The following is a 14683-nucleotide window of genomic DNA, read 5'->3' as shown; positions in this document are numbered from 1 at the left end:
GGCCTGTAACAGCTGAATCCGGACCGTTGAGCAAGCCCTTGATTCACGATATGCGCGTTGCGCCTCCTCCGAATAGTGCAGGCTATTCGTCGTCAGCGCGCCTTCATCTCGCAAATCAATGACTCACTCAACGGCCCGGATTCAGCTATTACAGACCACCAGGGCCATGCGCACGGCGCTAGCCCTGCTCGCCGGCCTCTCGATGATCGCCGCCGCTTGCGCCCGTCCAACCGCCCCCGAGGGCGCCGGCGAGGTACAGGTGCGCTTGGGCGCCAAGGCGCCGCTGCAATGGACGTTGCCCGACGGCCTGCGCGAGATCTCGGGCCTCGCCCTCGATGCCCAGCAGCGCTTGTTCGCCATCGACGACGAACAGGCGGTGGTGTACGAGATCGACTACGAGGACGGCGGCATCCGCCGACGCTTCGCCGTCGGCAACCCCGTCCTGCGCGGCGACTTCGAAGGCCTGGCCGCGGTGGGCGAAACGCTCTACGCGCTCACCAGCGACGGCGTCCTGCTGCGCTTTGCACCGGTCGAGGACGGCGCCACCACCGTCGGCGCCCGCCGCGATACCGGCCTCGGCAAGCGCTGCGAATTCGAGGGCCTCGCCTACGATCGGCAGGGCGACGCCCTGCTCCTGGCCTGCAAGCGCGTGCTGGAACGGGGCCGAAAACGGGAGGTACGCCTCTACCGCTGGTCCCTGGCGGGCGACGATCTCACCTCCTCCAGCATCGACGAGGATATACTCGCCGCCGCCGTGGGCACCGAGGACTTCCAACCCTCGGCGGTGGCCATCGACCGGCGCGATGGCAGCCTCTGGTTGCTGGCCGCCCGCCAGCAAGCCGTGGCCCGGCTCGCCGTGGACGCATCGGGAAGGCTCACCCTGCTCGAAGCGCAACCGTTACCTTTCGCCTCCCTGCACCGTCAAAGTGAGGGACTCGCACTCGCTGAGGATGGACTGGTCATGATCGCCGACGAGGGCGGAAAGCAACGGGGCCGACTGGCGCGCTATGGCCGACGCTAAACAGCACCTCATTCTGGTCCATGGCCGCGGCCGCAAGCCCCCCCGGGAGGAACTCGAACCGCTCTGGCAGCAAGCCCTGCGACGGGGCATCGAGCGCGATCATCCCAAGCAGCTGGCCAAGCTCGACACCGTCACCACGAGCTTCGTGTACTACGGCGACCTGCTTCAGCCCGTGCTCGATGGCCTAGGACGCAAGTGCGACGCGCAGCTCGATCTCGCCGACCTGCAAACCGCCCTGGCCGAATTGGCGGCCCTCGACAACACCAAGCAATTCCGCAGTCAGTACTACTACCGAATGAAGCGGCGCTCCGGGAAGAGCAAGCTGCTCGCCAACCTAACCGCGCCGTTTGCGAATACGCTGCGGGCCGAAGACCCCTTCATCGGCAAGCTGGCGCCGGAGCTGCTCGCCTACCGCCGCAACCAGACCTTCGCCACGGAGATTCGCGAGCGCCTGCTCGCCGTGCTGCGCCCAGCGCTGGAGAACGGCGAAGACACGCTGTTGCTGGCCCACTGCATGGGCAGCGTGGTCGCCTTCGAGTCCCTGTGGCTACTCTCCCACCGCGACCCCGCCCCCCAGCACAAGCTGAAGGTGCTGCTGACGGTGGGCTCGCCGTTGGCGAGCGACGCCGTGCGCAAGGGCATGCTGGGTGCCACCCGCAAGGTGGAGGAGCGCTACCCCCGCAACGTCACCCATTGGTTCAACGTGGCCGCCGAAGACGACTACGTGTGCCACGACATGACCGTAGCCAACGATTTCGAACCCATGATCGCCAACCGTTACATCAGCCGTCTCGAAGATTTCGGCGTGTTCAACCTGGCGCGGCGCTACGGGCGCCCCAACCCGCACAACGCCCTCGGCTACCTGATCCACCCGCGCACCGCCTCCCTGGTGGCGGACTGGCTGAAGGGCGCTACTCGCGGCAGCGCCGTTTGATCTTGCGCTCGAGCTGGCCCGGATCCAACAAGACCTGGGTGTAGAAGTCGTCGACGAACTTGTCCGCCGTCATGCGGGAAGCCCTGGACAGCTCGAAGAGCTCCGCCGCCCGCGCCACCTCCTCCATGAGCAAGTCCCGTGCGGCCACGTACTGATCGACCGCCTCGTCCAGGTAGCGCTCATCGCGGCAATATCCCCGGTAGAGCCGTTGGCGAACGCTGCGAATCCCTAAGCTGCGGCGCGGCTTCGCCTCGGGCTTGTTGACCAGCCCGGACATATCGAAATCGTAAGGTATGGGCAGGTAGCGATTGTCGCGCTGCAAGGCGATGGCGTTGTGACAGCACTCCTCGCCCGGCTCTCCGGCCACGATCGAGTAATCGGTGTTACCGATCAGGAACTGAAACAGATCCACCCGCGCGGTCACCTCCGGGTCGAGCTGCGGCTTGGGGATCTGGTCCACCTCGGCCACGGGCCACCCGAGGCGGGCTGCCAGGCGCCGCTTGTGCTCGATCACGAAGGCGACGTGCTCGTGCTCGCGTCCCGAGCGTGCATCCACGTAGGTCACGTGCAGGGGTCGGACCAGGAAACTCACCTCCGTGAGGCGGTTCAGCATGCGATAGGCGAGGTATTCGAGGGCCACGTGGGCTCGGGCATTGCGGCTGCGCTTGCCCATGCTGACGCAGTGGGTCACGAGCTTCAGCTTGTTCTGGCGCGCGAAGACCGTGTCGGCGACCTCGCCCTTGGGCAGATCCAAGCGCAGGGGTGGGAAGTCGCAGAGCTGGCGCCGGCTGTGCCCGCGCGGGCGGAGCTTGGCGTCGAGCTGGATGGGTGCACCCGCGGCGTTTTCGAAGCTGAGCGTGGCGGGGTGGTCGCGCGGCGCCTCCGTGTTCAGTTCCAACGCACGCAGATCGACCGTGAGCGTCAGCGCTAGCGGGTCGTCACTGAGAAACAGGGGGTCTGGCGAGCTGTCCTGCCCCAAGGCGGGAACGAACGCCAACAGCGCCGCGACGGCGCCGATCCAGCGCGCGTGACCGTCAGCGCGGATACAGACGCTCCCGCGGCGCGCGCCCTTCACAGCAGTCTCCCTTCGTCGAACGAACCGAATCAGAATCCTAGAATGCCGCAAGCCGGCAGGTCCCGCGACCGGCATGAGGTAGACCGACGGGCGTGCGAGGCGCGCGCGCCATCACTCCACCACGCGCGTGTCCGCCCCGCCCCGCGGCAGCAGCGCCCCCAGGGAGAACTTGTGGCGGTAGTAACGCTCCCGCCACAAGGGGTGCACCCGATCGAGCAGTAGCGCCTCCTGGGCACCCAAGGGATAGAACGCCTCACGCCGGTGTCGCGCGAGGTCGAGGACCGACAGTTCCCGCGCCAGCTGCGCCTCCAGCAAAGCCAGCGCCTGCGCGTAGGACACCACATCCGCGAGGGCGCTGAAGGCCTCGGTGGGGGTGTGCCTGCCGATCGCCTCGCGCGCCACCAGCAGCTCCGTGTAGCGGGCCACACCCTCCTGCCACAGCTGGAAGTCGAGGTAACGGTGGTCCGCCGCGGAGAGCGTCGCGCGCAGGTGCGCGCGGGCCTCGATCACTCCCTTGGCCACCTCCGCCGGCGCCGCGGCGGCGGCCGCCTCCAAGGCCGCTGCGACATCCGACCGATAGCGCGCGACAGCCTCACCTACCTCTTCATCCTCATAGGCGAAGGGGAAGTTGAGTTGCCACATCCCGGTGGTGTCACCTCCGTCCAGGTCCAGCGACGCCACGGCGGAATAATAGTCTTCGCGCGTGTATTGCCATTGGTGGAAGTGCTCGTGGAGAAGGGTCAGCACCCACAAGGTCGACGACTTGCCAGTGCGCTCTGCCGTCCCCACCACCACGGTGTTCACGCCCCCCACGGCGGGGAAGGTGGCGAGCAGCTCCGGGGAGAAGCGACCGGTGGCGGATCGGTGCAACACGTCGCTCTCGAGCACGGGGTCGTAGCCCAGGGACTGGAACGCATCCTTGGGCGGCGCCGGGTGGCGGAGGAGGAACTCATCCTCCTCGGTCACCAGCAAGACGGCGAAGGGCACCGTGTCCCAGGCCGGCCACAGATCGGGTAGGGACCGCGCCAGCGCGTAGGCCTCGGCCAGGCGCACGCGATCCACTTCGCGCAGGACCGGCGTCGAGGCTGTTGCCGGCGCCGCAATGGCGACGCCTAGGCAAAGCCACAGCGCCCACAGGCTCAAGACTGCTGTCCGCACGCATCTCCCCCATCCGAATACCTGCCGACTCTGATGTCACGACACCATGAGAGGTTGCGACCGATCGTCGCGCCGACGCACCGCTGCTAGTGTCCTGTCACGTTGGATCGTTGAAGAATTCGCACGGGGCTTTTCGTTCCTGAGGGCGGCGCGACGACGAGCGTGGCAGGCCCCACGGGAGGAGGCGCAACGTGCTCAGGGGCAAAAAGCACCCGCGTATTCTTCAACGATCTAGCGTGACAGGTCACTAGAATGGGCGCACAAGCCCCACGGACGGCGAGAGGACGTTATGACAGAAGGTGGCTGGATACGGCGGGGCGCCGGCGAGCGCGAGTGCATCGAAGCCTTCTTCTACGGCAAGGCCTACGCGCCCCATCGCCACGACACCTACACCATCGCCCTCACCACCCACGGCGTGCAGAGTTTCAATTACCGCGGTGCCCTTCGCCACTCCTCCCCGGGCGGCATCGTCGTGCTGCACCCAGATGAACTGCACGACGGCCAGGCCGGCACGGACGAGGGCTTCGGCTACCGATCGATCTGTATCGCGCCCACCGACCTGCAGCGCGTGCTCGGCGGCCGAGCCCTGCCCTTCGTGCCCGATGGGGTAAGCACCGATGGGCGTCTGCAAGCGGTGGTGGAGATGCTCCTGGGGGACCTGGACCATCCCCTCGAGGCGGCCGAGTACGATGACATGCTCTACGACCTCGCCCGCCGCATGGCGCACCTCGACGACAACGCAGCCTGCGCAGGGGGTCCGCTCGAGAGCGCCGACCTACGCGCCGTCGAGTGCGCTCGGGACTACATCGACGCCCACCTGCTCGAGGGCTTCGACCTCGCCACCCTGGAGCAGGTGACCGACCAGAGCCGCTGGCAGCTCTCGCGCGACTTTCGCGCCCTCCTCGGCACCAGCCCCTACCGCTACCTCGTGATGCGTCGCCTGGACCTGGCCCGTCAGGGGCTGCTCGAAGGCCGACGCCTCGTCGACATCGCCCACGCTTGCGGCTTCGCCGACCAGAGCCACTTCACCCGCCATTTCAAGAAGACCTACGGCCAGGCCCCGAAACGCTGGCTGACCTCGGTGCACGCCACGCCCTAGGTCGCGCGCTGCACGATCGTTCAATCCTGATCGGTGCCTCCCAGCGCAGACTGACCCGATGACAAGCAGCAGACCTTCTCTTACGCCGCGTCAGCTGGCGCTGATCGAGTTCACTGGCATCGTGCTCATCGGCCATCTGGTCAAGGCCATCCTCGACCAGCTCATCTGGCGCTACTCGGGCCCCATCGCCCTGGCCCTGACCTTGAGCGTGTTCGTGCCCTACCTGCGCTGGCGCGGGGCCAGCCTGGCGGACCTCGGGCTGGTCGCCCTGACCAAGCGCAAGCAATGGCTGTTGCTGCTGCCGCAGACACTGCTCGCCTTCATTCTGATACCGGCCTCGGGCGCAGGCATCGCCTTCGCCGGCGAGTCGCTCGGCTTCGCCTTCATGGCGGGGGACCCCACGGGGCCACAGATGCGCTTCGGCGATCTCCAGGGCAATACGGCGCTCTACCTCAGCTGGATCCCCATCCTGTGGTTCGCGGGCCCCGCGGAGGAGCTCTATTTTCGCGGCATCATGATCTACCAGCTGGGCAAGGGGCTCGGCACCTCACGGGTGGCGACGGCGCTCACCGTGTTCGTGCCCGCCCTCGTGTTCGGGGTGGGTCACCTGTACTACCAGGGCCCGCGGGGGCTGATCACCACAGGCGTCATCGGGCTCACGCTCGGCGTTCTCTACCTCGCCTACCGGCGCAACCTATGGCCGCTGATGATCGCCCACGCAGCGTTCAACACCTTGACCTTCACGGCGATGTACAAGAACTGGGACGTGTAGCGGACGGTGCAGCGGGCCCACGTCCCTTACCGTCGCTACACGAGCAGCACGAGACCGACGACGGCCCCGGTCAAGCCCGTCGCCAGGCTGCCGCCCACGATGCTCTTGATGCCCAATTCGATGATCTCCACCCGCCGCTCGGGCACCAGGCTCGCGAGGCCCCCGATCGTGATTCCAAGGCTCCCCAGGTTGGCGAAGCCGCAGAGCGCGTAGGTGAGGATCAGTCGGCTGCGCTCCGAGAGGTCCGTATCGCTGAGGGCGGCCAGATCCAGGTAGGCCAGGAACTCGTTGAGCACGACCTTCTTGCCGAGCAGCGACCCGCCCGTGAGCGCCTCCTCCCAGGGCAAGCCGATCGCCAGGGCCAGCGGCGCCATCAGCACGCCGAGCACTCGCTCCAGGCTGATCGGCGCGCCAGCGACATCCGGCAGCAACCCGAGGGCATTGTTGATCAGCGCCGCGCTCGCCACGAAGACGAACAGCATGGACACCACGCCGATGTACAGCTGCACACCGCTCTGGGTGCCCACGGTGAGCGCGTCGATGCTGCTCGCCGCCTCGAAGGGCTCCTCCGCCGAGGCCGGTGTGGCGGGGCCCTCGAGGGGCACCATGAGGTAGGCGATCATGATCGCCGCCGGCATGCTGATCAGCGAGGCCGTGAGCAGATGCCCCGGCGCGTCGGGGATGACCGGGGCCAGCACCGTCGAGTACAGGGCGAACATGGTGCCGGCGATCGTCGCCATGCCGGCACACATCACCGCGAACAACTCACCGCGGCTCAAATGCGCCAGGTAGCCGCGCACGAAGAGTGGCGCCTCGATCATCCCAACGAACACGTTAGCCGCCGTCGCCACCCCGACAGCGCCACCGACGCCCAAGGTACGCTCCAGGGCCCAGCCGAAGGCCTGCACGATCGCGGGCAGCACCCGCCAGTAGGACAGGAGCGCCGTCCACGCGCTGATGAACAGCAGGATGGGCATGATGCGAAAGGCGAGCACGAGGCTCGACCCCACCTCAGTCTCCTCGAAGGGCAGCGGCGCACCGCCCAGATAGCCGAAGACGAACGATGCCCCCACCTCGCTCGCCCCCTGCAGGGCCAGCACGCCGCCAGCGACGAACCCGAACACGCCCGCGCTCGCGGGAAACTTGAGGAACAACAGGGCCAGGGCGAAATGCAGCGCCATGGCCGCCACCGGCAAACGCCAGCGAATGGCGCCACGGGACTCACTGATGGCGACGGCAAACGCCAACAGCGCGACGATGCCTACGACACTGTGCAGGAAACTACCCACCTGACCGCTACTCCTGCACCAAGTACTGCAAGCGCCGCTGGCGCTCCACCTGTAACACCAAACCCGCGCCCGGCGGCTGGCTCGCCAACTCCCGTCGCAGATCGTCGAGGTTGTCCACCACCCGACCGTTGACCGAGTAGATGATATCGCCGGATTGCAGGGCGGTCTGCTCGGGCGTGGCGCTCGGCAGCAGGGCTCCCACCACCACCCCGATCGGTCGCCGGGTCGGCGGCAGGAAGGCGCCCGTGTCCTCATCGAGGGTCACCGCGAAGATCGACAGGCGCTCGATGCGCTGCTCATCGACGGATACCCCACCCCCGCCGAGGCTCATCTCCCGGTCAGGCCGCTCGATCACGGGCACCAGCAACTCCACCGTGCCGCCGTTGCGCAGTACCGTCAGGCGCACGCTGCCGCCGATGGGCTTGAGGTAGACGTTGACGTCGAACTGGCGCGCGTTCTCCATCACCTTGCCGTCGAGGGCGACCACCACGTCGCCAGGCAGCAAGCCCGCCTTAGCGGCCGGGCCGCCCGGGAACGCGTCTTCGATGACCACGCCGTAGGTGCGATCCAAGCCGAGCCCCCGGGCCAGAGCCGGCGAGATAGTCAGCGTGTCGGCGGCGATGGTGCCGCGACGCATGCGCCCGTCCTCACGGATCCGCGCATAGATGGTCTTGACGATGTTCGACGGCGCGGCGAAGCCGATCCCTTCGCTACCGCCGGATTGGCTGAATATGGAGGTGTTGATGCCCGCCACGCGGCCCTGCAGGTCGACGAGGGGGCCGCCGCTGTTACCCGGATTGATGGCGGCGTCGGTCTGCAGGTAGACCATGGGCGCGTCGGGGGAGAGCTGGCGCCCCACGGCACTGATCAACCCCATGGAGACGGAGTTCTGCAGACCGCGCGGACTACCGAACGCGAACACTAGCTGACCGGGTCGCAGATCATCCGAATCGGCGAAGGGCAGGTAGGGTAGTCCCTCGCCCTGCACCTTGAGCACCGCGAGATCCGTCTCCCGATCCACCCCCACCACGGTGGCGGGCAGCAGCGACGAGGGCGGCCGCACGATGGAACGGCCATCCTGATCCCTGGGCCGGTTCGTCATTGCCACTTCGATGATCTCGCCGTTCTCGATCACGTGGTAGTTGGTGACGATGTAGCCACTCGGATCCACCAGCACCCCGGAACCGGACCCACGCTGGGGCACCAGCACCGCGCTGCCACGCCCCGGCACCACGCGGTAGCCCGAGACGAGGATCTGCACCACCGCCGGAGCCACCTGCTCGGAGAGTTCGGTAATCGAATCGTTCAGCCGCCCCAGCATGCGCTGAGCTGCTACGGGCGGTGCGACGGTGACGATGACCGCGGTCAGCAGGACGAATACCAGGGCGCGATGGGCGGGCATGGGACGGATTCCTAGGCAGGCGATAGGCGAAAGCTCCCGACGGCCTCCAGGCCCTCGAGATCGGTGGCGACGACGCGGATATCCAGCGCCTCGAAGCGCTCCGGGGCGATCCCTGAGAAGCGCGCAGCCGCGGCGTCGAAGCGCAGCCAGCGTGGCAGGCGCTCACTCCCCGCAACGCGGGCACTGAGGGTGATGACGTCGCCGGGGTCCTGGTCCGTGAAGGTGTCCTGGGCCAATTCGAAGGCGAAGCGGCTGGACGGGGCCACGGCATGGTCCGGTATCGCCCGCGCCAGCACGGGCGCCACGTTGGGTGCGTTCTGACGGGTCATGCGCCCGAACTCGCGACCGACGATCACCGACAGGCCCAGCCACACGAAGCCGAGCCCCAGGTTCATCAGCACGAAGGCGCGCACGCCGAAGTCGAACCAGGTCACCCCCGCGTAGATCACCCCCGCCTGCAACAGATCGCCGAAGCGCCAGAAGAAGCTGTCGATGGCGGTCTTGCCCTCGTACTTCACCTCGCGGGCCGTGGGCAGGTAGAGCGCGTGGCGCACCGTGTTCATGAGCGAGTAGTCGACGCCGTTCTCCACCACCTTGGTGAGGCGGATCAGGGAGAAGATCGGAATGAACAGGATCAGGCTGTAGCTCAGCACCACCAGCACGGGCAGGATCAGGAGCGCCCGGCGCAGTCCGATCGCCTTGAGCAAGCGCGACACCACGAAGAGCTGCAGCAGGAGCCCCAAGGCGTTGAAGGCGAAGGAGAAGCTGCCGTAGAAGGCGCCCACATACTGCTCCACGCTCAGCTGCGTGAGCCCCGCCTGTACCATCTCCCGGGCGCGCTCCTCCACCACCTGGGCCAGGATGAACTCGCCCGAGGAGTTGATCCAGTTGAGCATCACCGTAAACAGGGCCAGCAGACGCAGGTACTGATCGCCCCACACCACCGCGAAGCCGCCGAACAGGCTCTCCCCCTTCGGTTTCATGTACTCGCATTCGATGCAGCGCGAGTCCTCCGGCGCCAGGTAACGCGCCGGGCGGTAGAGCAACGTACTGAGAATGCAAAGCACCGAGGCGATAATCATCAGGCCGTAGGGGCCCATGGCGAGGGAGGTGAAGGCGTACTGGCTAAACCAGGACCCGGCGAGGGCGCCGATGGAGGACGCAGCAACGGCGATCGGGAAGACGCGCTGGCCGCTCTTCACGTTGTAGATGTCCGTGGCGTAGGCCCAGAACTGAGCGATCACCATCACTCCGAACAGCCCCACCCACACGTAGTAGAGCATCGCCACGGAGCCGCCCGCCAAGCCCACCGCGAAGAGGCAGGCGAGCATGGTCAGAAAGAACGCATTCACCCAGTAAACTAATTCGGTACGATTCGTATGGCGGAACACCACACCGTAGAGCGGCACCAGGAAGATCAGCACCAGGGCGACAAGTCCCGTCGCCACGCTCTTGCCCACGGCGCCAGACTCCGAGAGGATCAGGGCCTCGCGCAGGGTCTTGAAGATGTAGTACGCCGTGAGCAGCAGAAAGGCGTTCAGGGCCAGCACCACGATGCCCTGCCCCTCGCCCGGTCGAATCGGGGCGAACAGGCGCAGCACGCGCTCGACACGGGAAAAGCGATTGCTCATCGCCAGCCCGTCACCACAATCCCAGGAGCACTCGCATGAACGAACGTGTTCGCCGGCTGGCGACGCACCTCGGCGCCTGCGCAGCGTCGGCGCTGCTGCTGGCCTCGCCGGCCAGCGCGGCCGCTACGACCGAGCCCAAGGATGCTCGCCTCGTCGCCTACGCGGGCTGGATCGAGGAGATGAAGGGCGCAGAGCGCGGACCCTTCGAGCGCATTCGATGGTTTTGCGAAGACGGCGCGGTGCTGCCGCCCCGCCCCTACGCCTGCCGCGAGCACGGGGGTGGACGCCAGCATGGGCAGTGGAGCGAGCGCACCCGCGAAATCCGTGACGCAGGCATCTTGATTGCCAACTTCCTGGTGGAGATCGAGCCGACGGCCGCGCGATACCGCGACCGCCTCGGCAGTGTATTGGAGAGCGTGCTCGTCGAGCAATTTCTGATCGCCGTCGACGATGGCTGGATCCTGCGACGCGCGCGCTTCTACCGCGGTGCCTTCCAGGCCGAGCAGGAAGAGCAGGCGGCGCAGACCTTGCTGCTGGGATTGATGGGTGAGGGTGAGCACCGCTTCGCCGTGTTGCTCGACGCCGCCCGAGTGTTACCGCGAACGGGGCGAGACGGGGCGGTAGGCGAGATTCGCCAGCTCGCCACCCAGATCAACAACCGCGACGATGGCTTTCGCCCCCTGCGCAACAAGATCCACGGGCGCTTGGGTGACGACGATGCCGAGCGCGTACGCGCCTACGCAGCGCACCAACCCGCCTCGGCGCAGACCCTCGCCGACCTCGAGCGCCTGGCCACGCTGATCGATGAGGCGACCAACAGCGCACGCGGCGTCGAGCGCCTCACCGCCCTCGCCACCGCGCGGGGCGATAGCACTCTGAGCGCACAACTGCACGCCGCCAGTGGCGAGCTCGACGAGCGATCCGCTGCCGAGCGCATCGACGTGCTGGCCAAGCACCTACAGAACTTGCGAACGCGTTGGCCGTCGCTCGAACCGATCGATCGCCTGCGCACCCTGGACGCCATGCTGGTGTTGGAGAACCTCCTCGGCAATAGCCTGCGCACGTTCCTCCAGGATCCGGCCCACAGCCGCCGCGCGCGCCTGAGCGCCATCGCCAGCCTGAGCCGCGCCCTGCAGGCGCTCGGCCTGCTCACACGAACGGAATTCGACGCAGTCACGCAGGCCCTGGCGGCCCTCTCCACGCCCAGCGTCACCCTCGGCACCTATCGAAACCATCTGCAAACCCTCGAGCTCGTCCCCACCTGGGGGAGCCAGCGCCTCGAGCTGTACTACGGCCCCACGGTGGCGCGCTTCGCGGCCGTCGAGCCGCTCGCCCGTGAGTTCGTCCCCGATCGCCTGCGGGCGAGCCCCGTGCTGCAGTACTCGGCCCTGCTCGAACCCCTGGCCCGTGACGCGCAGCTGGCGAGCGGTGTGGAACACGTGGTGTTCGGCGCCGTCGCCGCGAGCGGCCTGCGCAGCCTGAACCCCGGCGTCGCCCGGGGTGTGCTGAAGGCAGCGGAGGAGCTCGAAGGCACGGAGGAGGACACGCGAGGCTGGATCGTCACCGTGCCCGAGACCCTGGCAGAGCTGCCGCCGGTGGCTGGCATCCTGACCGAGCGCGAGGGCAACCAGCTCTCCCACGTGCAGCTGCTGGCGCGCAATCTGGGCATTCCGAACATCGTCGTGGGCGAGGAGTGGTTGAGCGCGCTGGAGCGCCGCAAGGACCAGCCGATCGTGCTGGCGGGGAGCCCGCGCGGCACCGTGCTGATCGATGATGACGCCGAGCGCTACGCGCACTTGTTTCGCGATGAGGGATCGGACTCACCTAGCGGTGGCATTCGTATCGTCGTCGACGTCGATCGCCTGGATCTGCAAACCGCTACGCCCCTGCCAGTCGGGAGCCTCGACGGCGACGACTCCGGTGTTCGCGTCGGCCCCAAGGCGGCCCAGCTAGGGCGCCTGAGTCAGCGCTTCGAGGGCCGTGTCTCCCCCGCCCTCGCCCTGCCCTTCGGCAGCTTTCGCCAGCTCCTCGACCGCCCCTTCGGCGACAGCGGCCTCAGCGCCTTCGAGTGGCTGCGCGCGCGCTACGCGGAGCTCGACACCTACCCTGCGGGTCCGCAGCGCCTTCGCTACCGGAATCAGTTCCTCGGCGAGATGCGCGCGTGGCTGCAGACGGTGGAGCTGGACCCCGCCTTCGTCGAGTCCCTGCGCGAAGCGATGACACGCCATTTCGGCCCGGACGGCACCTACGGCGTGTTCGTGCGCAGCGACACCAACGTGGAGGACCTCCCGGGCTTTACCGGCGCCGGGCTCAACCTCACGGTGCCGAACGTCGTTGGCTTCGACGCCATCCTGGCCGCGATCCGCCGGGTCTGGGCGTCGCCCTTCAGCGAGCGCGCCTTCGGCTGGCGCCAGGCGCTGATGGACAAACCGGAGCACGTCTACGCCGCCGTGCTGCTGCACCAAAGCGTCAACGCCGACGTGTCCGGGGTGCTCGTCACCACAGATATCGAGCGCGATCAGCCAGGCACCCTCACCGTCGTGCTCAACGAGGGCGTAGGTGGCGGCGTCGAGGGTCAGCGCGCGGAGACCGCCATCGTGGGCCTCGATGGGAGCTTGCGCTGGCGCGCCTCGGCCACCGATCCGCGGCGCCGTGTGCTGCTGGGGGGCGGCGGCTCCAGCATCGTGGCCGCGCAGGCACCGGAGCGGCTGCTCACGCCGGCGCGCCTACGGGCGCTGCAGCGCTTCTCCGACGCCCTGAGCGACTGGTTCGAGCAACCGGGCACGATCGCCGACGTGGAGTTCGGCTTTTCTGGCGATGAGCTCGTGCTGTTCCAGATTCGCCCGTTCCTCGAGAACGAGGCCGCCCAGGCGAACGAATTCTTGAGCAAACTCGACGCGCCCTACCTCGAGACCGCCGATCGCCCGATCGATCTCGCACTACCACCACTTTCGATCCAGGCCTCGGGAGGGGCGAGCCGATGACGACGTCCACTTCCGCCCTGCGCGTGTGTCTCCTAGGCCTCGCCGCCGCCTCGAGCCTCGTCCACGCCTACCCCCTCGACGGCTACGACTACACGCAGATTCGTCGCCTCGAGTACTACCGCCTAGCCCAGCGGGGCGAACTGCGCGGACGCCAGCTCCCCCCCGGCGCCCAAGCCGCCCTGGAGGACATCGCCCCCGCTTGGGAAGGCTCGACGGACCTCGACACCTTCACCCGCGACGAGGCCTACGAGCAACGCATCCGTTCCGTACTGGAAGACGCCTCGCGCTACGGCGTCACCGTCATCGACCTGACCGACCCCGAGGCACCGCGCATCGCTGAACACAACGCGGGCTTTCGCAGCAACGTCGGCAGCGTGGGCAAGAGCCTCGTGGCGGTGGCGTTCTTTCAAGAACTGGCCGACCTCTACCCGAACGACATCGCCGCCCGCGAGCAACTACTGCGCGAGACGCACATCGTGGCTGATGAATTCATCAACTACGACCACCACGAGGTGCCCATCTTCGATGTGGCCTCCCGAGGCCTCGAATACCGCGCCCTGCGCGTCGGCGACGAGGGCAGCCTGTGGGAGTATCTCGACTGGATGCTGTCGGCCAGCTCGAATGCGGCCGCGGCCATGGTGCAGCGTGAGTTGATGCTCCTGGCGCACTTCGGCGCGGACTACCCGCCGAGCGATGACGCGCGCGCGGCCTACTTCGAAGGCTTCAACACGCGTGAGCTGCAAGACCAGTTCCTGGCGGCCATGTCGGCGCCCCTGGAACGCAACGGCATCGACACGGAGCAGCTGCGCCAGGGCAGCTTCTTCACCCGTCACGGCAAGAACCGCATCGGCGGCATCACCAGCTACGGCACCCCGCACGAACTCGCCAAGCTGCTGCTGAAGCTCGAGGCGGGCACGCTCGTCGATGCCTTCTCCAGCCGCGAGATCAAGCGCCTCCTCTACATGACCCAGAAGCGGATCCGCTACGCCTCCCACCCCGCCCTGAACGAGGCAGCGGTCTACTTCAAGTCGGGCTCTCTGTACTCGTGCCAAGAGGAGGAAGGGTTCACCTGTGGCAAGTACAAGGGCAACCGGCGCAACATCCTGGCCAGCATCGCCATCGTGGAGTCGCCGGCGGGCGCGCCGACGTACCGCTATCTGGTGGCGGTCGTGTCCAACGTGCTGAAGGTGAACTCGGCGGTGGCCCATCAGACCTTCGCCTTGCGCGTGCATCGCATGATCGAGGCAGCCCACGCGGCGGATGAGCTGGATACTGCAGGAGCTGAGGACGCCGCCGCTACGCGCTAGTGGCGCAGGGC

Annotated in this window: 11 protein-coding genes; 6 read left to right on the top strand and 5 right to left on the bottom strand. The window is 67.4% G+C overall.

The window, feature by feature from the left end; translation table 11 throughout:
• Positions 1–166 precede the first annotated feature (166 nt).
• Both AAF184_10305 and AAF184_10300 read left to right on the top strand, forming a co-directional pair.
• Entirely contained in the window at positions 167–1021 is an 855-nt protein-coding gene (locus tag AAF184_10305; protein ID MEO0422717.1) for an SdiA-regulated domain-containing protein, read from the top strand.
• Entirely contained in the window at positions 1008–1955 is a 948-nt protein-coding gene (locus tag AAF184_10300; protein ID MEO0422716.1) for a hypothetical protein, read from the top strand. Before AAF184_10305 ends, AAF184_10300 begins: the two co-directional genes overlap by 14 nt.
• Here AAF184_10300 and AAF184_10295 read toward each other — a convergent pair.
• Both AAF184_10295 and AAF184_10290 read right to left on the bottom strand, forming a co-directional pair.
• Positions 1933–3030, bottom strand: coding sequence for a hypothetical protein (locus tag AAF184_10295; protein MEO0422715.1), 1098 nt, complete (start codon positions 3028–3030; stop codon positions 1933–1935). The genes AAF184_10300 and AAF184_10295 overlap by 23 nt on opposite strands.
• Before the next feature lie 111 nt (positions 3031–3141).
• Complete coding sequence (locus AAF184_10290; protein ID MEO0422714.1) at positions 3142–4188, bottom strand: hypothetical protein; 1047 nt, start codon at positions 4186–4188, stop codon at positions 3142–3144.
• A 289-nt stretch (positions 4189–4477) separates the two neighbouring features.
• On the opposite strand from AAF184_10290, the gene AAF184_10285 reads away from it, so the two are divergent.
• On the top strand, positions 4478–5287 hold the full coding sequence (locus AAF184_10285) for an AraC family transcriptional regulator (GenBank protein MEO0422713.1): 810 nt from the start codon (positions 4478–4480) through the stop codon (positions 5285–5287).
• Between the two features lie 58 nt (positions 5288–5345).
• Complete coding sequence (locus tag AAF184_10280) at positions 5346–6059, top strand: type II CAAX endopeptidase family protein (GenBank protein MEO0422712.1); 714 nt, start codon at positions 5346–5348, stop codon at positions 6057–6059.
• Between the two features lie 35 nt (positions 6060–6094).
• On the opposite strand, the gene AAF184_10275 is transcribed toward AAF184_10280, so the two are convergent.
• Genes AAF184_10275 through AAF184_10265 form a run of 3 tightly spaced genes read right to left on the bottom strand, consistent with a single transcriptional unit; the run spans position 6095 to position 10381 of the window.
• Complete coding sequence (locus AAF184_10275) at positions 6095–7348, bottom strand: nucleoside transporter C-terminal domain-containing protein (GenBank protein ID MEO0422711.1); 1254 nt, start codon at positions 7346–7348, stop codon at positions 6095–6097.
• Positions 7349–7355: 7 nt separating this feature from the next.
• The gene (locus AAF184_10270) at positions 7356–8750 is read right to left on the bottom strand and encodes a trypsin-like peptidase domain-containing protein (protein MEO0422710.1); all 1395 of its coding nucleotides are present in this window, start codon (positions 8748–8750) and stop codon (positions 7356–7358) included.
• 11 nt (positions 8751–8761) lie between these two features.
• On the bottom strand, positions 8762–10381 hold the full coding sequence (locus AAF184_10265; GenBank protein MEO0422709.1) for a putative Ig domain-containing protein: 1620 nt from the start codon (positions 10379–10381) through the stop codon (positions 8762–8764).
• A 35-nt stretch (positions 10382–10416) separates the two neighbouring features.
• Between AAF184_10265 and AAF184_10260 the strand changes: the two genes are divergently transcribed.
• Together AAF184_10260 and AAF184_10255 are read left to right on the top strand one after the other, a co-directional pair.
• The gene (locus AAF184_10260) at positions 10417–13365 is read left to right on the top strand and encodes a PEP/pyruvate-binding domain-containing protein (GenBank protein ID MEO0422708.1); all 2949 of its coding nucleotides are present in this window, start codon (positions 10417–10419) and stop codon (positions 13363–13365) included.
• Complete coding sequence (locus AAF184_10255) at positions 13362–14672, top strand: serine hydrolase (protein MEO0422707.1); 1311 nt, start codon at positions 13362–13364, stop codon at positions 14670–14672. Before AAF184_10260 ends, AAF184_10255 begins: the two co-directional genes overlap by 4 nt.
• Positions 14673–14683 lie beyond the last annotated feature (11 nt).

This window comes from Pseudomonadota bacterium (assembly GCA_039815145.1).
Lineage (GTDB): Bacteria > Pseudomonadota > Gammaproteobacteria > Steroidobacterales > JBCBZW01 > JBCBZW01.
Note: the sequence above shows the minus strand (reverse complement) of the source record. Positions and strands in the feature narration are given on the sequence as shown.